We start from the raw sequence: 24,481 nt of genomic DNA, 5'->3' as shown, positions 1-24,481 counted from the left end.
CCAATAAATAGGCTTTTAATTTAAGTGAATACTAAAAAAAATCAAACCCAACTCATAAAAGAAGAAGCCAAACGCCTCGGTTTTTTGTCTTGTGGCTTTTCCAAAGCCGGTTTTTTAGAAGAGGAAGCACCAAGGCTGGAAAAATGGCTCAAGAAAAACATGCACGGAGAGATGCAGTACATGGAAAACCATTTCGACAAACGTCTTGATCCGCGTTTATTGGTTGATGGTGCCAAATCGGTCATTTCATTATTACTAAATTATTATCCCAAGGAAACCCAAAGCGACGACACCTATAAAATTTCCAAATACGCATATGGACAGGACTACCACTATGTCATCAAATCCAAATTAAGACAACTTCAAGAGTTTATTTCAACCGAGATAGGTGAGGTGAACGGCCGGGCCTTTGTAGATTCTGCCCCTGTATTGGATAAAGCATGGGCGGCCAAAAGCGGCCTGGGCTGGATGGGGAAACATACTAATCTTCTCACTCAGCAATTAGGTTCTTTTTACTTTATTGCAGAGTTAATTGTGGATCTTGAACTGGAATACGATTCCCCGGTAACAGATCATTGCGGTAGCTGTACTGCCTGTTTAGATGCCTGCCCAACAGAAGCCATTGTTGAGCCTTATGTGGTAGACGGCAGCAAATGTATTTCCTATTTTACCATTGAACTTAAGAATGAGATTCCAATCTCTGTAAAAGATAAGTTTGACGATTGGATCTTTGGTTGTGATGTTTGCCAGGATGTATGTCCCTGGAACAGATTTTCTAAAGCGCACCGGGAACCCCTTTTTAATCCGCACCCGGAACTGTTGTCTATGACCAGAAAAGATTGGGAAGAAATCACTGAAGACGTTTTTAAAAAAGTATTTCAAAAATCAGCGGTTAAGCGTACCAAATTTTCAGGTTTACAGCGAAACATTGAATTTCTAAAATGAAAACACCGAGAACTACATCGTTTTCGAAGGTAATATGATCAGTTTTTTAGTATGATTTTATTGTTAACAAAGATAAAGGGCTATATTGAAGTTCTGTTTACCAAGTATTTACAAAAGGATTAAATTTAATTTCTCTATACAACCTATACCATGAAGACCTGGAAACCCGAGTTAAGTTTTTGGCAAATATTCAATATGAATGTTGGTTTTCTAGGTATTCAATATAGTTTTGGTTTACAGCAAACCGCTATAAATCCTTTGTTTTTATTTTTAGGTGCTTCTGAAGAATTGCTTCCTATTTTAAATATCGCGGGTCCAGTTACGGGTCTGATCGTGCAGCCTATAATCGGAGCAATGTCAGATAAAACCTGGTCTCCAAAATGGGGAAGACGTAAGCCTTATTTTTTAATAGGTGCGCTAATCGGAAGTATGTGTTTATTTGTTTTTCCGTCTAGTCCAGTACTTTGGTTTGCCGTAGGCCTATTATGGATTTTGGATGTGGGCAATAATATGGCCATGGAACCGTATCGTGCCTTTGTCGGGGATAAATTACCAGAAAAGCAGTTGAGCCTAGGGTATCAAATGCAAAGTTTATTTGTAGGGGCTGGTATCTTATTGGCCATGGGTTCTATAGTTTTATTTCAAAAGATATTTGGTGCTGAGGTCGTTGAAGGCGCAGATGTTGTTCCTACCTGGATGTATTATTCTTTCTATGTAGGAGGTGTCCTTTCTATAACTACTGTTTTATGGTCTGTTCTAAAGACTCCGGAAATTCCTCCTTCCGCAGAGGAATTAGAAGAAATCAATCATGATAAGAGCCAACCGATTGGTGCGCGTATTGCCAAGCCTTTTGCAGAAATAGCAAGTGCTATAAGAGATATGCCATCGTTTATGTGGAAGATAAGCGCGGTGTATTTGTTTCAATGGTATGCTCTTTTTGTCTATTGGCAATACATTACCCCACTGTTTATGAAAACAATGGGTTATGGTATTTCGGAAGCTGCATCGCAGTCCGCTCAAATGAGTCTGACTTACAATATTGTTACCATGGTAGTTGCGCTTGCCCTTGTGCCGCTTACCTTAAAATATGGGGGTAAAAAAATATATGCTTATAGTCTGGTAGGTACCGGCATGGCACTATTCACAATACCATTTATAGAGAATTCCCTGCTGGTTTTAGCGCCTATGGTTTTATTCGGAATCGGATGGGCCGCCATGATGGGTATACCTTATACCATGGTTTCAAAAGTGGTTCCTCAAGAAAGAAGGGGTGTATACATGGGAATTTTGAATATGATGATTGTTATCCCAATGGGAATTGAAACCTTAACGTTTGGCCCGATTTACAAATATTTGTTGGGGGGCAGTGCAATCAATGCGATTCTTTTTGCCGGAGGGTTCTTTATTATTGCCGCGATATTGGCCATGCGCTTAAATGTAACTGCTGAAGAATCCCAGGCATAGGGTAATAGCGAAAAAGGAAAACTAAATTATCCATAACCTCCATGGATTAATATTTCTTTGTTTCTACGCACATTAATGAAGGCTCCAAAAGCATGATCCATAGCTTGACCTAATTTTAATTGTATTCAAAGATATGTCCGTATCCCGAGAAATACTCTTAAATTTGAGATTCAAAAATGAATCCATGGGCGAAGAGAAAAAAAGAAGAGAGGCATTGATCTATCATGCCAAACCCACACCAGGTAAAATTAAAGTTGTTCCTACGAAGCCCTATGCCACTCAACGCGATTTGGCACTTGCATATTCTCCCGGCGTGGCTGTACCTTGTCTGGAAATTAAAAAGGACAAGGAAAATGTATATAAGTATACGGCTAAGGGAAATATTGTAGCCATTATTACCAATGGTACAGCTGTATTAGGGCTTGGAGATATTGGCCCGGAGGCTTCCAAACCGGTAATGGAAGGCAAAAGTTTACTTTTTAAAATTTTTGCGGACATAGATGGTATTGATATAGAACTTGACACAAAAGATGTGGATAAGTTTGTAGAAACCGTAAAGATTATTGCACCCACTTTTGGGGGAATAAACCTTGAGGATATTAAAGCTCCTGAAGCTTTTGAAATTGAAAGAAGATTAAAGGAAGAGCTTGATATACCGGTGATGCATGACGATCAGCACGGAACGGCAATAATTTCAGCTGCAGCATTGTTAAACGCATTGGAAATAGCTAATAAAAAAATAGAAAAAGTAAAGATCGTTGTTAGTGGAGCGGGTGCAGCCGCAGTATCATGTACAAGACTATATAAAGCCTTTGGAGCGAAAGCGGAGAATATTGTTATGTTAGATAGCAAAGGTGTAATTCGCCAGGATGCAGAAAATCTCTCCAAAGAAAAACGCGAATTTGCTACAAAGAGAAAGTTAAATACTTTGGACGAAGCCGCTAAGGATGCCGATGTTTTTATAGGACTCTCAATTGCCGATATCCTGACTCCGGCAATGCTTAATTCTATGGCAAAAGATCCAATTGTCTTTGCAATGGCCAATCCGGACCCTGAGATAAAGTACAAACTGGCATGTAGTACAAGAGATGACGTTATTATGGCTACGGGAAGATCTGATCATCCCAATCAGGTGAATAATGTTTTGGGATTTCCATTTATATTTCGAGGGGCACTGGACGTAAGGGCAACTAAAATTAACGAAGCCATGAAAATGGCTGCTGTAAGAGCATTATCCGAATTGACCAAGCAACCTGTTCCCGAACAGGTAAATATTGCCTATGGTGAAACCAGATTAACTTTTGGTAAGGATTATATAATTCCAAAACCCTTTGATCCAAGGCTTATAGCGGAAATACCACCAGCGGTAGCAAAAGCAGCTATGGAAAGTGGAGTTGCCAAGGCGCCCATTGAAGACTGGAACAAGTATAGGGAAGAACTCCTTAAAAGATCCGGAGATGACAATAAGGTAATGCGCCTATTGATGAATAGAGCTAAAAGTAATCCAAAAAGGATTGTTTTTGCAGAAGCAAATCATCTGGATGTGTTGAAAACTGCTCAAATAGTCAGTGAAGAGGGGATAGCAATCCCTATTTTATTAGGAAATAAAGAGGTGATTTTAGAGTTGAAAAATGAATTGGAATTTGATGCAGATGTGCTAATAATTGATCCTAAGGACGAAGATTCCGAGGCGAAAAGAAAGATTTACGCTGCTAAATTTTTCGAAGCAAGAAAAAGAAGCGGAGTTACCTTATACGGTGCGAACACTAAAATGAGGGAGCGTAATTATTATGGGGCAATGATGGTTCTGGAAGGCGATGCAGATGGAATGATTTCAGGGCATTCGAGGGCATATTCAAATGTGGTGAAACCAATTTTTGAAGTCATAGGAAAAGCAAATAACGTTTCAAGGGCCGCAACGGCTCATATTATGATTACCCAAAGAGGTCCATTAATCCTTTCAGATACCTCAATAAATATTGATCCGACTTCAGAAGAATTAGCTGAGATAACTCAGATGACAGCTAATCTGGGTGTGGCCTTTGGTTTTGATCCTGTTTTGGCGCTTCTGTCATATTCTAATTTTGGTTCTTCCAACCATCCTCATGCCATTAAGGTAAGGGAAGCTATTAAGATATTACACTCAAGAAATCCGCAATTAATAGTTGATGGAGAAATACAAACTGATTTTGCACTCAACAAAAAACTTCGAAAAAGTATATTTCCTTTTTCCACACTTGGAGGTAAAAAAGTGAATACATTAATTTTCCCTAATCTTGAATCTGCAAATATTACCTATAAATTACTTAAAGAGCTTCATGCTGCAGAATCAATTGGTCCAATTATGCTGGGCCTTAGAAAGGCGGTTCACGTATTGCAATTGGGGGCCAGTGTTGATGAGATGGTGAATATGACTGCCGTCGCAGTTATAGATGTTCAGGAGCGTGAGAAAAGGCGGAAGATAAAAATGGGATTGAGCAAGGAGAAGGATTAAGAAACCATTTCAACAACAAATAAATTACGAATGATTACCCATTTAAAAGGCAGGCTTGTAGAAAAGAACCCCACTTACGTGGTAATAGAATGTGGCGGAGTTGGCTATTTCGTAAACATTTCACTTCATACTTTTTCAAAAATTTTAGATTCTGAAAGTATTCAGCTGTACACGCATTTACAGATAAAGGAAGACTCACATACCCTTTACGGATTTGCGGAAAACTCTGAAAGGGAAATATTCAGGTTATTGCTGTCTGTTTCAGGAATAGGATCAAGTATTGCAAGAACCATGCTATCTTCCCTTACACCCCTACAGATTAAAAACGCAATTGCCAGTGAGGATGTTCCTTGACGAAGTTTCACCAAATTCAAACAATACAAATAAAGAAGAAGCGTTATCTGCTTTAGAGGTTCTCGGGTTTGCCCGAAGGCAGTCAGAAAAGGCTGTTGACAAGGTTTTATCCCAGGACCCTACTCTAAGCGTAGAGGACATTATAAAACACGCGCTTAAAAATTTGTAAATAAGTTTGAAAACAGGGGCAAAATCAATTCTTAAATCATATTCATTTAAGCTTTTTTTACTTTCCTTCATTTTCCTGGGAGTTGTGAATACAATTCAGGCTCAGGAAACTAATGAACAGGAGACAGATTCTGTACAGATTGATTCCGTTCAGACGGGATTTGCTTTGGGGAGAATTTTATTGGAAAACCCAAATAGCATTGTTTCCAAATATACTTATGATCCTAATCTTGACAGATATATCTATTCTGAAATGGTAGGAGATTTTGATATTAGCTATCCTATTATACTTACACCAGAACAGTATTTAGATCTGGTACAGAAAGAAAACATGAAGTCCTATTTTAAAGAGAAAATAGATGCCTTCTCAGGAAAAAAAGCAGGCTCCGAAGAAGCACGAAAAAACCTGCTTCCTAATTTCTATGTAAATAGTGGATTTTTTGAAACCATATTTGGCGGAAATACTATTGAAGTAATACCCCAGGGATCTGTTGCAATGGACCTGGGTGTTATATGGCAAAAAAATGATAATCCGGCACTTTCTCCAAGAAACCGCACCAATCTCTCATTTGATTTTGATCAACGTATCAGTTTAAGCTTGCTTGGTAAAATTGGGGAACGCTTGCAGGTAACCGCTAACTATGATACTGAAGCAACTTTCGATTTTCAGAATTTAATTAAATTAGATTATACACCCACAGAAGATGATATCATAAGAAAAATTGAGGTTGGTAATGTAAGTTTTCCTTTAAACAGTTCGTTGATTAGAGGGGCACAAAGCCTTTTTGGTGTAAAAACTCAATTGCAGTTTGGCAGGACTACCGTAACTGCAGTTTTCTCTGAGCAACAATCTCAAAATAGTTCGGTTGTAGCTCAGGGTGGTGGTACTTTGAATGATTTTGAATTATCTGCCTTGGATTATGATGGGGACAAGCACTTTTTTTTAGCCCAATATTTTAGGGATCAGTATGACGAGGCTTTAACCAATTATCCTTTTATAAAAAGTCAGGTTCAAATTACACGTCTTGAAGTTTGGGTTACTAACAGAGGTCAGCAAACTCTTAATGTAAGAAACATAGTTGCCCTGCAGGATTTGGGTGAGGCCCTTAAGGAAGATACCAGAATTGGACTGGCAAATGGTGAACCGGCAGGCTTTTTTAATACTTCAGCTTCCAACCAGGAATTACCCAGAAATAGTGCGAATGACTACGATCCTCAATTAATTGATAATGGCGGGGTACTAAACTCGAACATAAGGGATATTGCTACAGTTGATGATGGTTTTGACATAAATACAGGATATCAGGTAAATCAGGGATTTGACTATGCTATTTTGGAAAACGCAAGAAAACTTGAAACGGGAAGAGATTTCCAGTTTGATTCTCAATTGGGATATATTTCTTTGAACCAGCGTTTAAGCAATGATGAAGTACTGGCCGTAGCCTTTCAGTATACCTTCAATGGCGAAATATTTCAGGTTGGTGAATTTGCGAATGGCGGAATAGATGCTACTACGGTTACCCCTGGTGTAGAAGTTCCACAAATTAATAACAATACACTAGTCCTGAAATTACTGAAAAGTAATATTACCAATGTGAGCGACCCTATCTGGGATCTAATGATGAAAAACATTTATGCAACGGGTGCTTTTCAATTAAGTCAGGAAGATTTTAGGTTCAATATCTTATATTCAGATCCAACCCCAAGAAATTATATTACACCAGTGGTTGAAGGTCCGGGTTCGGGATGGCCCGATGAAAATTCTCCTGATGGGGCCTTACAAGACAGAATTCTTCTGGATGTTTTTAATCTGGATCGTCTAAATACTTTTAATGATGTTCAGCGTGGCGGAGATGGTTTCTTCGATTTTGTTCCCGGTATTACCGTAAACACTCAAAATGGCCTTATACTTTTCACAAAAGTTGAACCTTTTGGTGAGTTTTTATTTGATGTATTGGGTGGAGGTACTTATGATGTAGATAATGATCAGGGATATAATGAAAACCAGCAAAAATATGTTTTCAGAAATATGTATGCCCAAACCAAAGCGGCGTCTTTACAAGATGCTGAAAAAAACAGATTTAAGCTGAAAGGACGTTATAAATCTGAAGGATCAAGCGGTATCCCAATAGGCGCCTTCAATGTACCCAGAGGATCTGTGCGAGTAACGGCAGGTGGTCGCCAATTAGTTGAAGGAATAGATTATACGGTAAATTATCAGGCAGGAACAGTTCAGATATTAGACCCCAGTTTGCAAGCTTCAAATACACCTATAGAAATTTCTGTGGAGAACAACGCGATTTTTGGCCAGCAAACAAGAAGATTTACCGGTTTTAATGTTGAACATCAATTCAGTAAGGATTTTATTTTGGGGGGAACTTTTCAGAACCTAAATGAAAGGCCTCTTACTCAAAAATCCAATTATGGTGTTGAGCCGGTAAATAATAGCATCTTTGGCCTTAATGCAAATTTTTCGACAGAGGTTCCTTTTTTAACCAGGTTGGTTAACAAATTACCTAATATAGATACAGATGTTGCCTCTAATGTTTCGGTCCGTGCAGAAGCCGCATACCTCAACCCTAACTCTCCTAAAAATGCAGACTTTGAAGGAGAAACCACAACTTATTTGGATGATTTTGAAGGGGCGCAGGCACTAATAGATATCCGATCTTCATTAGGCTGGTCGTTAGCCAGTACGCCGGAAGAGTTTAAAATTGATGGTGAACAGGATTTAGAAACAGGTTTTGAAAGGGCAAAAATAGCCTGGTATACTATAGACCCTATTTTTTATACGAACCAGCGTCCCTCCGGTATTAATGATGATGATATATCCACAAATGAGACGCGAAGAGTTTTTATTGACGAAGTATTTCCACAAGTAGATATCGCCCAGGGGCAAACTACAGTTCAGAATACTTTCGATATGGCCTATTATCCAGATCAAAAAGGGCCTTATAATGCAAGTACAACTTTTGGAGGTCTCCAACCAAATCAAAAATGGGCCGGAATGATGCGTTCTTTGAGTAGTACAAATTTTGAGCAGTCCAATGTTGAATTTGTTCAATTCTGGGTCATGGATCCATATGTAGATGGTATAGCCACCGGTCCGGGGGAATTGGTTATTAATTTAGGTAATATCTCTGAGGATATTCTGGATGATGGAAGAAAACAATATGAAAACGGTTTGCCGGGTCTGAACAGCAATGATCTTACCACACCCACCGATTGGGGTGTAGTACCGGCTACCCAATCTCTGGTTTATGCTTTTGATGCCAGCGAAACTAACCGTTCTCTGCAGGATATTGGTTTTGATGGCCTTGATGATAGTCTGGAAGCTGCACAAGGTTACAATGGACCCGCGGAGGATCCTGCTCTCGATAATTTCCAATACTATTTGAACAGGGAAGGGGGCATTTTAGAACGTTACCTTGACTTTAATAATACGGAGGGAAATTCACCTGTTACAGTAACAAATACGGATAGAGGGTCCACAACCCTGCCCGACGTGGAAGACGTTAACCGGGACCTTACTATGAACACTATTAATAGTTATTTTGAATACCGTATTCCTATTAAACCTAACACCACTATTAACGACCAATATGTTACCGATATCAGTGAAGGAACTACGCCCGATTTACCCAATGGGACTCAATTAAACCGAAGATGGATTCAGTACAAAATTCCGTTAAGTGATTTTACAGATGCAGTAGGTGGAGTATCAGATTTTAGATCTATCAGTTTTATGCGGATGTACCTTACTGGTTTTACAGATGAAGTCGTAATGCGTTTTGCGACCCTGGATCTCGTACGAATCGATTGGAGAAATTATACAAAATCCCTCTCTTCAGATAATGACGATCCGGCAGATGATGCAACTATCGTAGACGTCAATACCGTAAACGTAGAGGAGAATAATTCGAGAACACCAATTCCTTATGTATTACCTCCCGGAGTGCAAAGAGAACAATTAAATAATAATAATACTATAATTCGTCAGAATGAACAGTCCTTATCATTCAAAGTCGAGAATCTTGAGCCTCAGGACTCCCGGGGTGTGTTTAAAAATGTAAACATTGATATCCGACAATACAAAAGGTTAAAAATGTTTTTACATGCCGAAAAGATTGTGGATTCTGATTACTTGGATGATGATATACCTTTGGTGGCATTTCTAAGGATTGGTACAGATTTCTCAGAGAATTTTTATCAAATTGAAGTCCCTTTAGAATTTACACCATTTGGATCTACAACTGCGGAAGAAATTTGGCCCGCAATAAATGAAATGGATATTGCCCTGAGTGACCTCACTAAAATTAAATCTCAAGGTATTGCCGACCAATCCCTGAGTGAAATCAGTTTTTATGAAATAATTGATGGTGAAGTTGTTTCTGTTGATGAATTTGCTCCCAGAGTATTAGGGCAGATTAGGTATGGAATCAGAGGAAACCCCTCTTTGGGTACCTTGCGGAGTGCCATGCTGGGAATAAAAAATATTGATAATCTTCCAGCACGTGGTGAAGTTTGGTTTAACGAATTGCGAATGGCTGGTTTAGATAATAACGGTGGCTGGGCCGCACTGGCAGCGGTTGATGCAAACATAGCTGATTTTGCTAACGTCACTGCCACGGGAGGTAAAAGTACGCCTGGATTTGGTTCAGTTGATCAAAGGCCAAATGAACGTTCCAGGGAGGATGCAGTAGCCTACGATATAGTAACTAATGTGTCTATTGGACAACTTCTTCCTAAAAAGTGGAATGTTCAAATTCCTTTTAATTTTGGAATTTCGGAGCAATTAATAACCCCCGAATTTGATCCGGTTTATGACGATTTAAAGCTAAAAGACAGGATAGATGCTGCAAATACTCAGGCCGAAGAAGAAGACATAAGAGAACAGGCAGAAGACTATACTAAAAGAAGAAGTGTCAACTTTATAGGAGTGCGTAAGAATCGGGGTCCTGAAGCAAAACCCCATATTTATGATATTGAAAATTTTACTTTTAATTATTCTTATAACCAGACAGATCATAGAGATTTTGAAGTTGCGAGATTAAAGGATCAGGATGTAAAGACAGGCTTTGTCTACAATTATAATTTCAAGCCCGCATCAGTAGCACCTTTTGAAAAAAAGGATTCTTTATTTACCGGGAGCTACTTAAAATTGTTGAAAGACATAAATTTTAATCTATTGCCCACCAGTTTATCAGTTCAGTCTGATTACAATCGTCAATTCAACCAGCAGCGGTTTAGAGATGTCCTGGAACCTGGAGTCGAAAAACTTGCATTGCCATTGCTCCAGCAAAGAAACTATCTTTTTAATTGGCAATATGCCCTAAACTATAGTTTGTCCAAATCATTGCGTCTAAATATCACGACCTCCAACAATAATATTGTACGAAACTATTTTGAAGAGGATGGCAACCCTAATTCAGATATTAACGAAAACCTGAATCTTTGGAATGGCTTCTTTGATATCGGAGAACCCAACAGGCATGCCCAGCAGTTTCAGTTGAATTATGATATTCCACTTAACAAAATACCTATCCTGGATTTTATTAATGCGCAATATACTTACACAAGTAATTTTGATTGGCAACGAGGTGGCGACGCCGTAAATGAAGTGGTTCAGGACGCCCTTGGCGATCCTAATGCTGTTATTAACACTGTTCAAAATGCCAATACACATACGATTACCACTGCTCTAAGCATGCAACGTTTTTATGATCAAATAGGCCTTAAAAGGAGAGATGGCAAGGGCAATGTTGGGAATGCTCCTGTTCGCCGTGATAAAGCCGGAAACCCGGCGGCTGGGGAGGAAAAAACAAAAAAGAAAAGTAGTGCTGCGTTCAACACTTTTGTTGATATAATTACAATGGTAAAACGTATTAACGTAAACTACAGAGAGAATAACGGTACGGTTTTGCCCGGATATACCCAGTCTATTGGATTTATTGGAACTACAAGACCATCATTGGGCTTTGTCTTCGGAAGCCAGAAGGATGTACGTTATGAAGCAGCCCGTAATGGATGGCTTACCCCCTATAATGAGTTTAACGAACAATTTATAAAACGAACTAACAAACAGCTGAATATTACCGCCACAGCGCAACCTGTTCGCGATTTGACCATTGATTTATTGGCAGACAGGCAATTTTCTAGCAGTTTACAGGAGAATTTTGAGATCAACGCAGGTGAGTATATACCCCAAACACCTAACACTTTTGGAAACTTCAGTATTTCAACAATAATGATTGGTACAACATTTAGTAAAAGTGATGAATTTGAATCAAAGAATTTTGAAACTTTCAAAAATAATAGGATAGTTGTTGCAGATAGGTTGCAATCAGACAGGTCGAGTCCGGATGAAGGCGTAGATGAGAATGGATATCCTTTAAGATATGGCCCAACAAGCCAGGATGTGATTTTACCGGCTTTCTTTGCCGCCTACACCGGCCAGGACGTAAACAGGGTTAATTTAGATGCTTTTAGAGATATTCCCATACCCAACTGGAATATTAAGTATACCGGGTTAATGCGGATTAAATCCTTTAAAAAGAAGTTCAAACGTTTTTCATTGAGCAATGGTTACCGGTCTGCTTATAGTATAAATACTTTTCAAACCAATTTAGAAAGATCCCAGCTTGTCAATGATAATCTTCCGCCAATTAATCCGGAAACACAGGATAATCTTCCGGAAAACGTTATTAATAATGTTGTTCTTACAGACCAGTTTAATCCTTTAATTAGAGTAGATTTTGAAATGCAAAATTCGCTAAGTGTCCTGGCAGAAGTAGGTACAGACAGAGCCTATTCTTTTAGCTTCGACAATAATTTGCTTACAGAGATTATTGGTCAGGATTATACTCTGGGACTGGGATATCGTTTTAAGGATGTAAAATTTGTAACAAACATTGGTGGCCAGAAGCAACGCTTGAAAGGCGATTTAAACCTAAAATTAGATTTTACGCTAAGAGATAATCTTACTATTATTAGAAATCTCAGCTTAGAAAATAATCAAATAACTGCAGGGCAGAATTTATTGTCTACTAAATTTACCGCAGACTATGCCCTAAGTAAAAACCTGAACGCTTTATTCTTTTTTGACTATTCATTCTCACAGTTCGCTGTTTCTACGGCATTTCCTCAGACAACTATCAATACAGGGTTTACCATTCGATATAATTTCGGAAACTAAAGACATTTTGAATATTTATTAGAAAAGGAGTCCAAATAATATTTTTTTGGATATTGTTTTCATAAGTTATCCGCGCATTTAAGGATTTAGCCTCTTATCCGGCCTGTTTTTTTTGAAAACCAACAGATTATCTACTACATTTGCGGGCAAAACAAAATGAAATAAAATGAATATACCATCCGAATTAAAGTACACCAAAGATCACGAATGGATAAGGATTGATGGCGATATCGCCACCGTTGGCATTACAGATTTTGCACAGGGGGAACTTGGCGATATAGTTTATCTTGAAGTTGAGACTCTGGATGAAACTTTAGAAAAGGATGAGGTTTTTGGGACTGTTGAGGCCGTAAAGACTGTTTCTGATCTTTTTCTGCCACTAAGCGGTGAGATCATTAAATTAAACGAATTACTGGAGGATGAACCGGAAAAAGTAAATACTGATCCCTATGGCGATGGTTGGATGATCAAAATAAAGATAAATGATGCCTCGGAGATCGACAGTCTTATGAGTGAAGCAGATTATAAGGAGCTTATTGGTGTTTAAACGTTATAGTTTTACTATTGGCTTTATCTGCTGGATTGTAATTATTACTGTACTTAGCCTATCCTCATTTGAAGACTTTGACACCCAGGGTATAAACATCCCTCACCTGGATAAATTGGTTCATTTCTTTTTCTATTTTGTTGCTGCTATCCTGGGAGTACTGTTAATTAGGGAACAGACTAAAGGCCATCTAAACTTATACAGATCTATTATTATTTCTACCTTATTCGTTATTGTTTATGGTATAGTTATTGAAGTAATTCAAAGTACTTTTATCCAGTATAGAAGTGGAGAATCATTTGATGTCCTTGCCAATAGCATTGGTGCATTTTTTGGCGCAGGCTTAATAATTATACTTTTTTCTGGTAAAACGCCGTTAAAATGGAAAGATTAATTGCTTTTTAATCAAATTAATAGTTAAATTAGCGAATATTAAAATTTTAGAAGATGGAACTAAAAAAGAATCCAAAAGCCGATTTAAGAAAAAATAGCGGACTCTATTTTGTTTTAGGATTGGCAGTTGTTATGTTAATTGTATGGGGTGCATTTGAGTGGAAAACTTACGATAAAACTAGTGAATATGACATTTCTTTGAATGTTGAGGATACTATAGATGAGGAAGTTCCCATGACGGAACAGATCAAAACACCTCCGCCACCTCCGCCACCATCTGCTCCTGAAGTAATTGAAGTTGTAGAAGATGAGGAAGAAGTAGAAGAAACTGTTATTGAATCAACAGAGACGAGCCAGGAAGAAGAGGTTATAGAAGTTGAGGATGTTGATGTTGATGAAATGGAGGAAGACGTGGATGTTCCTTTTGCCGTAATTGAAGATGTGCCAATATTTCCAGGTTGTGAGGGAGCCAGCGATAAAAGAGCATGTTTTAATGAAATGATGCAAAAACATATTCGCAAAAACTTCCGTTATCCGGAAATAGCTCAGGAAATGGGTATTCAGGGTAGAGTAAATGTTATGTTTACAATTCAAAAAGATGGAAGTATAGGAAATATCAGATACAGAGGTCCGGATAAGAACCTTGAAGCAGAAGCACTCCGAATTATTGAAAAACTTCCCAAAATGACGCCTGGTAAGCAGAGGGGAAGAGCGGTTAGGGTACCTTTTAGTATTCCAATTACCTTTAAATTACAATAAGCTCAAAAACCAGAGATATATTTAAACCCTGACCAGTTAATGGCAGGGTTTTTTTTGCTCTAAATTATTGGCTCTTTAAACTCTTATAAAAGGTCTCCCGCATGACTTCTGGCTTAATATAGCCATTGCCATGAGTGCTATCATAGGCCACACTGATGCTGGTGTCGGATTTTATTTCTTCAAGGCTTTTTCCTGCCTCAATAGCAGCCAGAATACTTGTCTTTATATCTTCTAACATAGCAACATAAATTTCCAGCTCTTTTTTTGTGGAATGCCTTCCATGACCCGGAATTATTTTTGTCTCATTACCTATTATCATTAGTACTTTTTTATGAGCATCAATATAACCCTGTAAACTACCACCACTATTCAGATCAATATAGGGATACCTCCCGGCAAAATAAGTATCTCCCATATGTATAACATCATTATTAACAAAATAGACTATGGCATCGCCATCTGTGTGGGCATTGTGAACATGAAATGCCATGATAGTTTCATCTTGGTCATAAAAGGTTATATCCTCCGAAAAGGTAACTTCCGGCAGCATTTTATCATAATACTCTTTGGTAATCTTTTTATCCTCTAATTTTTTTTGCTGACCTGCCATAACTCGTTTTCGTACATTATTATGCGCTACCAGAGTGGTAAGGTCTGTGTTAAAACTTGCATTACCTCCGGTATGGTCACCGTGCATATGTGTATTAAATAGAAATGTAATGGGCTTATCAGTAAGTGATTCAATTGCAGCCTTTATTTTATTACTCAAACGATCAAATTGGTCATCAATCATAATGACATTTTTCTGGCCTATGTAGATACCTATGTTACCGCCTTGCCCTATAAGCATATAAACGTTGTCTGAAAGTCTCTCGATGCTAATAACCACTTCCTGGTCTTGTGCAGATAACAAAGAAATACAAAATGTTGAAATGAAGATCAGAAGCTTAACTTTAGTTTTATAAAAAGCCATAGATTTATATATTTATTAGCGAGGGCTTTAAAGATAATATAAACAAACATAATTCGTTGCAGGGATATGTAATGGGTCTTATCTTTGCCACCTCATAAAAGCGAACATTTTACTTCGCTTTCTATACATTAACGATTTCAAATGAAGACGGCTGTAGGAACGGCAAACAATACAAAAAGCTTATTGACTTTTGCTGATTTTAAGGAGATTACCAAATCGAGACTCGCACTTAGCGTTGTCTTTTCATCTTTGGCCGGCTATCTTTTAGGGGCCTATGAGGTTAACCCTTTATCACTTCTTTTGTTGGCATTTGGAGGTTACTGCATGGTAGGTGCGTCAAATGCTTTTAATCAGGTTATTGAAAAAGACCTCGATGCTCTGATGAATAGGACAAGGAACAGGCCTATTCCGGCAGGTAGGATGTCTAGCAATAAAGCCATGATCCTGGCCATACTGATGACAATTTTTGGGGTGGTTAGCCTATATATACTCAACCCCAAAACGGCTATGTTTGGGGCCATATCAATATTCATTTATACTAGTGTTTATACTCCTTTAAAAACAAAAACACCTTTATCGGTTTTTATTGGTGCAATTCCTGGAGCAATTCCATTTATGCTCGGCTGGGTTGCTGCTACTGATAACTTCGGAATAGAACCGGGAACACTTTTCATGATCCAATTTTTCTGGCAATTTCCTCACTTTTGGGCGTTAGCCTGGATGCTGGATGAAGATTATAAAAAGGGAGGGTTTAAATTGTTACCTACCGGGAAAAAGGATAAGGGTACCGCAATTCAGATAATAATGTATACAATTTGGATGATAATTATTTCCGTAATTCCGGTTTTTGGAATAACAGGGAGATTACATTTATCTATTCCGGCTGCCATAATAATCCTTATAATGGGATTAGTAATGTTGGTTTTTGGCTTTAGATTATTTGAAAAAAGAGATAATAAATCGGCCAGGAAACTTATGTTAGTAAGTGTAAGCTATATTACTCTTATGCAGTTGGTTTATGTTATTGATAAATTTTTATAATTCATATGGATCTTACACAAGGGACAAGGAAAGAAAAGAATGCCAGGGCAAAGAAAATGATGCTGTGGTTTGGAATAGTGAGTCTGCTAATGGGATTTGCAGGATGGACCAGCGCATATATCGTTAGTAGTTCCCGTCCAGATTGGCTTAAAGGCTTTGAACTCCCATCGGCTTTTTTATATAGTACTGTAATTATTATACTTAGCAGTGTTACTTACATCCTGGCAAGTAAAGCGATTAAAGCAAATAAGAGCAGCCTGGGCACCAAATGGTTGCTGCTTACACTGCTGCTCGGCATTGCATTTATTTTTATTCAGTTCTCAGGATTTTCACAACTGATTAACCAGGGTTACTATTTTACCGGTCCTGCCAGCAATATTACAATGTCCTACATTTTTTTAATTGCGGCTGTTCACATTGTTCATGTCATTGCAGGACTTATTTCACTTTTAGTAGTATTGTACAATAACATTAAGAATAAATACTCCGATACTAACATGTTGGGAGTTGAACTAGGGGCAACTTTTTGGCATTTTTTAGACCTGTTATGGGTCTATCTTATACTGTTTTTTTATTTCTTTAGATAATAAATGAATACAAAACTAGATTTGTATCCTAATTGGGCTTTTCTAGTGTTGAAAAAAATGTAAATTTGCCTTTATTCTTATAACACGATATATTTGTTTATGGATTCAACGGTAGCAACGAGTACAGAAGAAAGCGTTTGGGGGGGTGGGAACCGACCTTTAGGAGCAAGTTATGGAAAACTAATGATGTGGTTCTTTATAGTTTCCGATGCTTTGACGTTTTCGGGATTTTTAGCCTCTTATGGTTTTTCTAGATTTAAGTTTATAGAAACTTGGCCAATAGCCGACGAGGTATTTACTCATGTTCCATTTTTTCATGGAAATTACCCAATGTATTATGTTGCATTTATGACATTTATATTAATTATGTCATCAGTAACAATGGTACTTGCAGTTGATGCTGGCCACAAGATGATGAAGAATAAGGCCATTATCTATATGTTCCTTACCATTATCGGAGGGGCCATCTTTGTGGGCTCGCAGGCATGGGAATGGGCTACATTCATAAAAGGCGATTATGGTGCGATAGAAACAAGAGGTGGAAGAATTTTGCAATTTGTAAAGGCAGACTCCGGTGAAAGGGCTGCACTATCAGATTTTGCCAAAACATTGCCATCTGAACGTGTTGATCACGAAATGAAAAATGGAATATGGTTTTACCAGGGTGAAGCGCTTCCCTCTTATTCCGTTAATGAAGTTATGGAAGGATTAAAATCAAATCCAAATATCCTGATCAGAACGGAAACTATAGATTCAGAAGGAGAAAAAACACTCTTGACAAGAGAAGAATCGTTAAATAAGATCAAAGATGCAGAATTAGTAGTTGAGGGAGCTAATTTAATTAGGAACGAATATGGTAGTCGACTTTTTGCTGATTTCTTTTTCTTTATTACAGGCTTTCACGGATTCCATGTATTTTCAGGTGTAGTTATCAATATCATAATTTTCTTTAATATTATCCTGGGCACCTATGAGAGAAGAGGTCATTATGAAATGGTTGAAAAAGTAGGGCTTTATTGGCATTTTGTAGATTTGGTTTGGGTATTTGTTTTCACCTTTTTCTATCTGGTTTAATAAAAACAAATAAAGAAGTAATAAAAGAATATCATAAATAATATAACATAATTTAAAATGGCACACGCGCACAAGCTGGAGATTTTTAGAGGACTAATAAAATTTAAATCCAACACTCAAAAGATTTGGGGAGTATTGGTCTTTCTGACCATAGTTACCGGAATAGAAGTAGCACTGGGGATTTCGAAACCACATATTCTGGTGGCCAATACTTTTTTAGGGATGAAAATTCTAAATTGGATTTTTATAATCCTAACCCTGGTTAAGGCTTACTATATTGCCTGGGATTTTATGCATTTGCGTGATGAGAAAAGTTCCTTGCGAAGGGCTATCGTGTGGACACCAATTTTTTTGGTAGCCTATCTTATTTTTATACTCTTGTTCGAAGCAGACTATATTTACAATGTCTTTAAAGATGGATACGTAAGATGGGATTTCTAACAAGGAATTAACAGAGCTTAAAGACGGTATAACAGCCGTCTTTTTTATTTTTGTAATGTCTAAATAATGACCAATGAAAAAGACATTCGTCTTAGTGGTACTTTTTATCTTGCCATTGGTTGCCTATTTGTTTTTTGCATCAGGGGTAAACAATTTTGGGAAACTCCCTATTCTAACCGAGGGGGTTTTAGATATTCCTGAAAATATAGATAAAATTACCTTCAAGGATAAGATTACTGTTTTGGGTTTTTTGGGAAATAATGTTGAACTTAAAAAAGGCAATGCATTTAATCTGAATCAAAAAATTTACAAGCCATTCTATGAGTTTAATGACTACCAAATGCTTATGATTATGCCTATCGGAACTGAGGACAAAATTGATGAATTAAAGGCAGAACTAGGTAATTTGGTTGATATTAAGAACTGGAAATTTATATTTCTTGAAGATGAAGAAATTAAGTCTGTTTTCAATTCATTAATGACAAATCTTAGTCTTGATGAAAACTTAGGCACCGATTATGTTTTTATTATTGACAAGAAGAAAAATCTCAGGGGCAGAACAGACGATGAAGAGGAGGTTACAAAGTACGGCTTTAAGGCCACCTCTGTTGCGGAGCTTAATAATAAAATGGAGGATGACGTCAAAATCATTTTAGCGGAGTACCGTATGGCCCTTAAGAAGAACAATGCAGATAGATCTAATCAATGAGAAATAAATACACTTATGTCTGGGTATCACTTGTTATCCTGGTTTTTGGGATCATTTTTATTCCCAAAATCATTGAGCGAATAAAGACAGGTACAATTACACAACATGATCGTATGAATCTTGCCGGCAACGATGAAGCACTTGGTTTTATCTATTTGAATAATGAGAAAAGAAAGGTTCCAACTTTTGCATTTCTAAATCAGGATAGTCTGTTAATTTCTCAAGAAGACTACGAGGGAAAAGTATATGTAGTTGAGTTTTTCTTCACAACTTGTCCTACAATTTGTCCGGTTATGAATTCGAATCTGGTTGAAATTCAGGAAGAATTCAGGAATTTTGATGATTTTGGCGTTGCCTCCTTTACAATTAATCCAGAATACGATACGCCAAGGGTGTTGAAAGAGTATGCCGAAAAATATGGTATAAATGATATGGATTGGCACTTAATGACCGGGGACCGTCAGGAAATATATGACCTTGCAAATATTGGCTTTAATATTTTTGCTGCGGAAAATTCAGGAGTCCCGGGTGGATTTGAACATTCCGGCTTATTTGCGCTAGTAGATAAAAATGGATATCTCCGCTCAAGAACTGATGATTTTGGAAACCCAATTATTTATTACCGAGGAACAATAAGCGAATCTCAGGGAGAAAATGCTGAGGGAGAAAAACAAGAAATTAGTATTTTAAAGGAAGACATAAAAAAACTTCTAAGTGAATAAACTAAACAAAACGGTAAAGGAGAGGAAGTTTAACAAGATAATTACCATAATATCAATTTTGGTTCCTTTGGTGGTAGCGGTTTTATTTGGTGTTAAAATCCCAAATTCTGAACCTTTAGAATTTCTGCCTCCTATTTACGCCTCCATTAATGGACTTACAGCAGTCTTACTTATTTATGCCGTTTGGGCTATTAAGAACGGTAATAGAGTTTTGCATCAGAATATTATGAGTGCTTGTATTATCTTGTCTATACTATTCTTACTCATGTATATTGCTTATCATATGACCGCAGATTCAACATCTTATGGAGGCGTGGGTGTAATTAAGTATGTTTATTATTTTATTCTTATTTCGCATATAATTTTATCTATTGTTATTATACCCCTTGTTCTTAAGACTTATGCCCGGGCATACTTAAAAGATTTTGAACGCCACCGTCAACTTGCTAGAATTACATTCCCTATCTGGTTATATGTGGCCGTTACCGGAGTCATTGTTTATTTAATGATTTCACCATATTATGATTATTAGAAGTTTTATTATAATAGTACCTTAATATAATAAAATAGTAAATTGAAAATTAAAGACCTTATACTCGCAATTCTAATCTTTGTGCTACCATGGCTGTCAACAGCTCAATGTGCAATGTGCAGGGCGGTTCTGGAAAGTCAGGAAGACAATTCTATGGCTGAAGGTATTAATAATGGGATTGTTTATTTAATGGCGCTTCCTTACATTTTGTTAGGTGTGATTTTTTACTTTGTTTACAGGAAAATGAGATCATAAAACTATAGGTTCAACTTTAACAATATTTTACGGTTCTCACTGTAACAATTCCGTATTCTGGTAGTCTTATTTATTAGAAGTTTAAACTTTAATCAACCAACTCCATGTTCGATCTCGAAAGATGGCAGGAAATTTTTGACACGATCCGTAAAAACAAATTACGGACCTTCCTTACTGGTCTGTCTGTGGCCTCTGGAATTTTTATACTGGTAATTTTATTGGGTTTTGGTCAGGGGATGCAAAACGGCATTGCCAATGAATTTGAGCAAGATGCGGCTACCAGTGTATGGGTTTGGCCCGGAGTTACATCTAAAGAGTTTAAAGGACTTAATCCGGGTAGGAGTATTCAACTGAAAAATGAAAATTATGAGTCTTCCCTGGCCTTGTTTGGAGATGAAGTTGAATACAAATCACCTCGGGTATTTGTTCGTAATGTACAGGTTAATTACGGAAAAGAGGCCCTGGTTTATGGTATACAGGGAGTTTCCTACGATTTTCAGTTTATTGAAAATGCAAAAATGTCAGAGGGACGTTTTTTGAACTATCAGGATGTAGTAAGTACAGCTAAGGTCGCTATTATAGGAAATAAAATTAAACACGACGTATTTAATGATGTAGAAACCCCTCTGGGTGAGTTTATTAATATATCCGGCGTATTGTTTAAAATCGTCGGGATATTTTCAGAGAGAGAGGATCGGGAAGAAGAGCGAATATATATCCCTGTAACTGCCGCTCAGCAAGTATTTAACGGTGGAGACCGAATTAATAATATGAGCTACACTATGCCAGTAACGGAAAACTTTGACGAGGCGGTGGTTCAGGCTGTAGCTTTTAAGGAAAATTTACAGGCGCACCTTCAGAAGGCTCATACAGTGGCACCTGATGATACCGGGGCAATACATGTATGGAGCGCCTTGGAAGAAGCGAAGCGCTATTATAGTCTAACAGGAAATATTAAATTCTTTTTCTGGTTTGTAGGGATCTGTACGATCATAGCCGGGGTAGTGGGCGTAAGTAACATTATGCTGATTGTTGTGAAGGAAAGAACAAGAGAAATAGGAATCCGTAAAGCCTTAGGAGCAAAACCTTGGTCGATTGTAGGAATGATTTTGCATGAGTCTATTTTTGTAACAGCCATTTCCGGCTTTGCAGGACTTATATTTAGTATGGGGCTTTTGGAAATAGTTGGGCCATATATAGAAGTGGATTACATCCTTAACCCTTCGGTTAATTTTAATGTTGCTATTTCTACTGTTCTGGTTCTGATTTTTGCAGGAGCAGTTGCAGGATTTTTCCCTGCATGGCGGGCGGCAAGTATTCATACTATCGAGGCCTTAAAAGACGAATAATATATTGAGCATATGTTTAATAGAGATCGTTGGAAAGAAATTTTAGAAGTACTGACCACTAATTGGTTCAGAACTCTGCTTACCGCTTTTGGCGTTTTCTGGGGCATACTAATATTAATTATTTTACTTTCTGCAGGAAAAGGCCTGGAAAATGGTATAAAAGCTGATTTTGGAGATATTGCTACAAATACCATGTTTATGTGGACACGCAGTACAACAAAAGCGCACATGGGCTTACCAATTGGAAGAAGATTTCGATTTAAAGTAGAAGATGTAAAGAGCATAAGTGATAATATTCCCAATCTGCGGTTTATATCACCCAGAAATCAATTAGGGGGCTTCGGGAATGACAATAATGTGGTAAGAGGTTTAAATACCGGAGCATATAACGTATATGGAGACTATCCTGAGATAATCAACCAGGATCCCATGACCATTACAGAAGGACGTTTTATAAATCAGAATGATATAAGGGAAAAACGGAAAATAGCAATTATTGGAGCCGGAGTTAGAAATGAACTTTATGATAAAGGTGAGGCAATAATGGGAAGTTATATTAAGATTCAGGGGGTAAATTTTATGGTAGTGGGTACCTATAAGAAGAAGAGTAGTGATGGTGATGGGGAAGAGGGCCAAAAAGAAATATATGTACCCTTTACTTCTTTTTCACAGGCATTTAATATGGGAAATGACGTGGGTTGGATGGCTATTACAGCCCACGATGGAACCTCAATTTCCAGTTTAAAAGAAGATATTGTTAATTTAATGAAAACCAAACACAAAATAAATCCTGAAGATACAAGGGCAGTTGGTTATTTTGATCTATATGAACAGTATAACAGAGTAGAAAGCTTATTCGGAGCAATGAGTTTTATCGCTTATTTCGTGGGAATTTTAGTCTTATTATCCGGAATTATCGGAGTGAGTAATATTATGTTGATTGTGGTTAAGGAAAGGACCAAGGAAATAGGAATACGCAGGGCATTAGGTGAGGATCCCTGGTCTATTAAAAAGCAGATTCTTTTGGAGTCAATTTTTCTTACAATTATATCCGGTATGGCGGGAATTATTATTGGAGCTTTATTTATTTATGGTGTTAATGCCTTATTAGATGCTAATGGCCCTGTGGATATGTTTTTAAATCCCAGCGTCAGCTTAGGAGTAGTTACTGTGGCCCTATTCATTCTGATATTGTCAGGATTACTTGCAGGTTTTATTCCAGCTCAAAGTGCTATAAAAGTAAAGCCAATAGATGCTTTAAGAACAGAATAAATTTGAAACATCAATCATTTAAACTATAAAAAATGAAAAAATCAGTAACGATTATCATTCTAATAGCCATTTTTTTGGCTTTCGGAGGTTCTATGTATTACCTCTATCAAAAGAATGAACAAGATCCAATTGTATACGAAACCGAAAAACCTTCTACCCAGACCATTATCAAAAAAACAGTGGCTACCGGCAGCATATTACCATTAGAAGAAGTCCTGATAAAACCCAATATTTCGGGCGTTATTGAGGAAATATTTGTCGAGGGGGGAGATTTCGTAAAATCTGGTGACTTACTGGCAAAAATAAAAGTTGTGCCAAACCTTAATGCACTTAATGATGCTAAAAATAGTATTGATGAGGCTAAAATTTCATTGGATAACGAAAGGCGAAATTTTGATAGGCAAAGTAGTCTTTTTAACAAAGGGGTAATCTCAAAAGTTGATCTGGAAAGAGCACAGCTAAGTTTTGACCAGGCTAAACAAGCCTATAGTGCGTCAAATAAAAGATATGATATCGTTAAAACAGGAACTACCAAAGGTTATGGTAATGCCGCAAACACCTTGATAAGGTCTACTGTTACCGGAATGGTTTTGGAAGTACCTGTAGAAGTAGGTAATCAGATTATTGAAAGCAATAATTTTAATGAGGGAACCACTATTGCAGCTATTGCTGACGTAAATAAGATGATTTTTGAAGGAAAGGTAGATGAATCTGAGGTGGGAAAGATAAAGGAAAACCTGCCATTGGAAATTACTGTTGGAGCACTTGAAAATGTAACTTTTGACGCTATTTTGGATTATATAGCTCCAAAGGGGAATGAGGAAAATGGAGCTATTCAATTTGAAATTAAAGGAACCTTAAAGAAACAGGATTCAGTATTTATTAGGGCGGGTCTAAGTGCAAATGCATCAATAATACTGGGTAGAGCAGATAGTGTTCTTTCTATAAAAGAAGCGCTGGTCCAATTTGACCCGGAAACCAAAAAACCATTTCTGGAAATTGCTACCGGGGAACAGCAATTCGAAAGAAGAGACATAGAATTGGGAATTAGTGATGGAATTTATGTAGAAGTGAAGTCTGGATTGGAAAAAGAAGATGAGATAAAAGTATGGAATGAGGTGAAACCCGATGAATTTGAAGGATAGCTTTTTAACAAAATATTTGGAAGATTATTTGTAACATTTTTACAACTTACCTGTCCTATTAA

19 protein-coding genes and 1 pseudogene are annotated in these 24,481 nt (G+C 37.4%); 19 read left to right on the top strand and 1 reads right to left on the bottom strand.

The features are described 5' to 3' along the window. Positions 1–24: 24 nt before the first annotated feature. The 8 genes and pseudogenes from queG to Q0X66_RS02375 all read left to right on the top strand — a co-directional run bounded on the left by queG (position 25) and on the right by Q0X66_RS02375 (position 14,319). On the top strand, positions 25–945 hold the full coding sequence (gene queG, locus Q0X66_RS02410) for a tRNA epoxyqueuosine(34) reductase QueG (RefSeq protein WP_297702890.1): 921 nt from the start codon (positions 25–27) through the stop codon (positions 943–945). Positions 946–1,095: 150 nt separating this feature from the next. Then, complete coding sequence (locus tag Q0X66_RS02405) at positions 1,096–2,409, top strand: MFS transporter (protein ID WP_297702889.1); 1,314 nt, start codon at positions 1,096–1,098, stop codon at positions 2,407–2,409. Between the two features lie 184 nt (positions 2,410–2,593). Further along, on the top strand, positions 2,594–4,903 hold the full coding sequence (locus tag Q0X66_RS02400; protein WP_297702888.1) for an NADP-dependent malic enzyme: 2,310 nt from the start codon (positions 2,594–2,596) through the stop codon (positions 4,901–4,903). A gap of 30 nt (positions 4,904–4,933) precedes the next feature. Continuing rightward, a pseudogene (gene ruvA, locus Q0X66_RS02395) lies at positions 4,934–5,426 on the top strand (Holliday junction branch migration protein RuvA). Between the two features lie 6 nt (positions 5,427–5,432). Next, a complete protein-coding gene (gene sprA, locus Q0X66_RS02390) occupies positions 5,433–12,620 on the top strand; it encodes a cell surface protein SprA (RefSeq protein ID WP_297702887.1) in 7,188 nt (2,395 codons plus the stop codon). A 166-nt stretch (positions 12,621–12,786) separates the two neighbouring features. Further along, positions 12,787–13,167 carry a glycine cleavage system protein GcvH gene (gene gcvH, locus Q0X66_RS02385; RefSeq protein WP_297702886.1) on the top strand — a complete coding sequence of 127 codons (381 nt, stop codon included), beginning with the start codon at positions 12,787–12,789 and terminating at the stop codon, positions 13,165–13,167. Then, complete coding sequence (locus Q0X66_RS02380; protein WP_297702885.1) at positions 13,133–13,561, top strand: VanZ family protein; 429 nt, start codon at positions 13,133–13,135, stop codon at positions 13,559–13,561. The genes gcvH and Q0X66_RS02380 overlap by 35 nt, the downstream gene beginning before the upstream one ends. Positions 13,562–13,614: 53 nt before the next feature. Further along, complete coding sequence (locus Q0X66_RS02375) at positions 13,615–14,319, top strand: energy transducer TonB (protein ID WP_297702884.1); 705 nt, start codon at positions 13,615–13,617, stop codon at positions 14,317–14,319. A gap of 64 nt (positions 14,320–14,383) precedes the next feature. On the opposite strand, the gene Q0X66_RS02370 is transcribed toward Q0X66_RS02375, so the two are convergent. Next, entirely contained in the window at positions 14,384–15,292 is a 909-nt protein-coding gene (locus Q0X66_RS02370) for an MBL fold metallo-hydrolase (protein WP_297702883.1), read from the bottom strand. Positions 15,293–15,433: 141 nt separating this feature from the next. Here Q0X66_RS02370 and cyoE point away from each other — a divergent pair, with 141 nt between their 5' ends. The 11 genes from cyoE (at position 15,434) to Q0X66_RS02315 (ending at position 24,419) form a co-directional block, all read left to right on the top strand. Continuing rightward, positions 15,434–16,333 carry a heme o synthase gene (gene cyoE, locus Q0X66_RS02365; RefSeq protein WP_297702882.1) on the top strand — a complete coding sequence of 300 codons (900 nt, stop codon included), beginning with the start codon at positions 15,434–15,436 and terminating at the stop codon, positions 16,331–16,333. Between the two features lie 5 nt (positions 16,334–16,338). Further along, entirely contained in the window at positions 16,339–16,920 is a 582-nt protein-coding gene (locus tag Q0X66_RS02360; RefSeq protein ID WP_297702881.1) for a cytochrome c oxidase subunit 3, read from the top strand. 99 nt (positions 16,921–17,019) lie between these two features. Beyond that, positions 17,020–17,994 carry a cytochrome c oxidase subunit 3 gene (locus Q0X66_RS02355; protein ID WP_297702880.1) on the top strand — a complete coding sequence of 325 codons (975 nt, stop codon included), beginning with the start codon at positions 17,020–17,022 and terminating at the stop codon, positions 17,992–17,994. 57 nt (positions 17,995–18,051) lie between these two features. Beyond that, the gene (locus Q0X66_RS02350; protein ID WP_297702879.1) at positions 18,052–18,435 is read left to right on the top strand and encodes a cytochrome C oxidase subunit IV family protein; all 384 of its coding nucleotides are present in this window, start codon (positions 18,052–18,054) and stop codon (positions 18,433–18,435) included. Positions 18,436–18,508: 73 nt separating this feature from the next. Next, positions 18,509–19,144, top strand: a complete 636-nt coding sequence (locus Q0X66_RS02345; protein WP_297702878.1) for a hypothetical protein — start codon at positions 18,509–18,511, stop codon at positions 19,142–19,144. Continuing rightward, entirely contained in the window at positions 19,141–19,866 is a 726-nt protein-coding gene (locus Q0X66_RS02340; protein WP_297702877.1) for an SCO family protein, read from the top strand. Before Q0X66_RS02345 ends, Q0X66_RS02340 begins: the two co-directional genes overlap by 4 nt. Beyond that, a complete protein-coding gene (locus tag Q0X66_RS02335) occupies positions 19,859–20,398 on the top strand; it encodes a DUF420 domain-containing protein (protein ID WP_297702876.1) in 540 nt (179 codons plus the stop codon). Before Q0X66_RS02340 ends, Q0X66_RS02335 begins: the two co-directional genes overlap by 8 nt. A gap of 42 nt (positions 20,399–20,440) precedes the next feature. After that, positions 20,441–20,653 carry a hypothetical protein gene (locus Q0X66_RS02330; RefSeq protein ID WP_297702875.1) on the top strand — a complete coding sequence of 71 codons (213 nt, stop codon included), beginning with the start codon at positions 20,441–20,443 and terminating at the stop codon, positions 20,651–20,653. Between the two features lie 104 nt (positions 20,654–20,757). Further along, positions 20,758–22,002, top strand: a complete 1,245-nt coding sequence (locus Q0X66_RS02325; RefSeq protein ID WP_297702874.1) for an ABC transporter permease — start codon at positions 20,758–20,760, stop codon at positions 22,000–22,002. Positions 22,003–22,014: 12 nt separating this feature from the next. Next, positions 22,015–23,274, top strand: a complete 1,260-nt coding sequence (locus Q0X66_RS02320) for an ABC transporter permease (RefSeq protein ID WP_297702873.1) — start codon at positions 22,015–22,017, stop codon at positions 23,272–23,274. Positions 23,275–23,306: 32 nt separating this feature from the next. Then, positions 23,307–24,419 carry an efflux RND transporter periplasmic adaptor subunit gene (locus Q0X66_RS02315; protein ID WP_297702872.1) on the top strand — a complete coding sequence of 371 codons (1,113 nt, stop codon included), beginning with the start codon at positions 23,307–23,309 and terminating at the stop codon, positions 24,417–24,419. Positions 24,420–24,481 lie beyond the last annotated feature (62 nt).

Origin of the sequence: uncultured Eudoraea sp. (assembly GCF_947260015.1) — a bacterium.
Lineage (GTDB): Bacteria > Bacteroidota > Bacteroidia > Flavobacteriales > Flavobacteriaceae > Eudoraea.
The sequence above is the reverse complement of the archived record's forward strand: the minus strand, read 5'-3'. Positions and strand labels throughout refer to the sequence as shown.

What these genes read in the sequence shown, in the direction of transcription:
- Q0X66_RS02325 (WP_297702874.1), top strand. Translation starts at nt 20,758, where the DNA reads ATGTTCGATCTCGAAAGATGGCAGGAAATTTTTGACACGATCCGTAAA.
- Q0X66_RS02355 (WP_297702880.1), top strand. Translation starts at nt 17,020, where the DNA reads ATGGATTCAACGGTAGCAACGAGTACAGAAGAAAGCGTTTGGGGGGGT.
- cyoE (WP_297702882.1), top strand. Translation starts at nt 15,434, where the DNA reads ATGAAGACGGCTGTAGGAACGGCAAACAATACAAAAAGCTTATTGACT.
- Q0X66_RS02320 (WP_297702873.1), top strand. Translation starts at nt 22,015, where the DNA reads ATGTTTAATAGAGATCGTTGGAAAGAAATTTTAGAAGTACTGACCACT.
- Q0X66_RS02340 (WP_297702877.1), top strand. Translation starts at nt 19,141, where the DNA reads ATGAGAAATAAATACACTTATGTCTGGGTATCACTTGTTATCCTGGTT.
- Q0X66_RS02375 (WP_297702884.1), top strand. Translation starts at nt 13,615, where the DNA reads ATGGAACTAAAAAAGAATCCAAAAGCCGATTTAAGAAAAAATAGCGGA.
- Q0X66_RS02405 (WP_297702889.1), top strand. Translation starts at nt 1,096, where the DNA reads ATGAAGACCTGGAAACCCGAGTTAAGTTTTTGGCAAATATTCAATATG.
- gcvH (WP_297702886.1), top strand. Translation starts at nt 12,787, where the DNA reads ATGAATATACCATCCGAATTAAAGTACACCAAAGATCACGAATGGATA.
- Q0X66_RS02350 (WP_297702879.1), top strand. Translation starts at nt 18,052, where the DNA reads ATGGCACACGCGCACAAGCTGGAGATTTTTAGAGGACTAATAAAATTT.
- Q0X66_RS02400 (WP_297702888.1), top strand. Translation starts at nt 2,594, where the DNA reads ATGGGCGAAGAGAAAAAAAGAAGAGAGGCATTGATCTATCATGCCAAA.
- Q0X66_RS02345 (WP_297702878.1), top strand. Translation starts at nt 18,509, where the DNA reads ATGAAAAAGACATTCGTCTTAGTGGTACTTTTTATCTTGCCATTGGTT.
- Q0X66_RS02360 (WP_297702881.1), top strand. Translation starts at nt 16,339, where the DNA reads ATGGATCTTACACAAGGGACAAGGAAAGAAAAGAATGCCAGGGCAAAG.
- Q0X66_RS02370 (WP_297702883.1), bottom strand. Translation starts at nt 15,292, where the DNA reads ATGGCTTTTTATAAAACTAAAGTTAAGCTTCTGATCTTCATTTCAACA.
- Q0X66_RS02315 (WP_297702872.1), top strand. Translation starts at nt 23,307, where the DNA reads ATGAAAAAATCAGTAACGATTATCATTCTAATAGCCATTTTTTTGGCT.